The 896-nt window shown below is 48.4% G+C and carries 3 protein-coding genes; 2 read left to right on the forward strand and 1 reads right to left on the reverse strand.

Features of this window, described 5'->3' with window-relative positions:
* Nucleotides 1-340 (reverse strand): LexA family transcriptional regulator (locus H9X86_RS12090; protein WP_204901742.1); only part of this gene is annotated, 340 nt, incomplete at its 3' end.
* A gap of 145 nt (nt 341-485) precedes the next feature.
* Here H9X86_RS12090 and H9X86_RS12095 point away from each other — a divergent pair.
* Both H9X86_RS12095 and H9X86_RS12100 read left to right on the forward strand, forming a co-directional pair.
* A complete protein-coding gene (locus H9X86_RS12095) occupies nt 486-722 on the forward strand; it encodes a helix-turn-helix domain-containing protein (RefSeq protein ID WP_204901743.1) in 237 nt (78 codons plus the stop codon).
* Nucleotides 723-763: 41 nt separating this feature from the next.
* A partial coding sequence (locus tag H9X86_RS12100; RefSeq protein WP_243416963.1) for a helix-turn-helix domain-containing protein occupies nt 764-896 on the forward strand: 133 nt, incomplete at its 3' end.

Raw genomic sequence — 896 nt, forward strand, 5'->3', positions numbered from 1 at the left:
CTTTGATCCTCAGTCCAAAGTGTTCCCCGCTGGCGGCCATGGCGTCGTCGATCTCCTCATAGTCCACAATGTCGGTTACGGCCTCAATGGGGATGCCGGCGGCAACGTCTCCAAGCACTGGGACAATTTGCCCCACAGACTTTCCGGTGACATTTGGCCAACCAAGTAGCATATCAGCTGGAACGCCATATACGTCGGTTATTTTTTTCAGCATTTCAAAACTTGGTTCAGATGATCCAGCCTCATATTTTGCATATGTAGTGCGATCTACCCCTAAAAGTTGCGCAACATCTTTTTGTGTCCACCCCTTTTTAGTACGCAGTGTTTTCAAGATGTGCATAATATCACCTCAAAAAAATAATACGTGAAAAAACTTCACATTTCAATAAATGTGAAAAAACTTCACAACACATCTTGACAAGTGCAGATTCATCACTTATACTGCGAAGTGTGAAGATACTTCACACAACGGAAGGAGGGAGACTATGGCTAAGGTAATGCAGATCAGAGAGAAGCGAGAGGATGTAGGACTAACTCAGCGTGAGCTTGGTGCACGGATGGGCGTAGACTGTTCTACCGTCACAAAGTGGGAAACCGAAGTGGCCCTTCCCAAGGCTCGACAGCTTCCCTTACTTGCCGAAGTTCTCGGCGTTCCCATCGGTGACCTCTTTGTAAGCCAACCGAGGGACTGTCTAAACGATACCACAGAAATGGGGGCATGACCATGCAGACGGATGGCAGGAATATCTATAAAAAGGCTCGTATGGCTGCTGGAATCACCCAGGAACGTGCAGCGGAGCTGCTGGACATTTCCACACGATCTTTGGCGGACTACGAGTCCGGGGTGCGTATGCCCTCCAATGGATTGGTGGACAGCATGGTGACTGTGTATAACA

The organism is Pseudoflavonifractor capillosus (assembly GCF_016902575.1).
Taxonomy (GTDB): domain Bacteria; phylum Bacillota; class Clostridia; order Oscillospirales; family Oscillospiraceae; genus Enterenecus; species Enterenecus capillosus_A.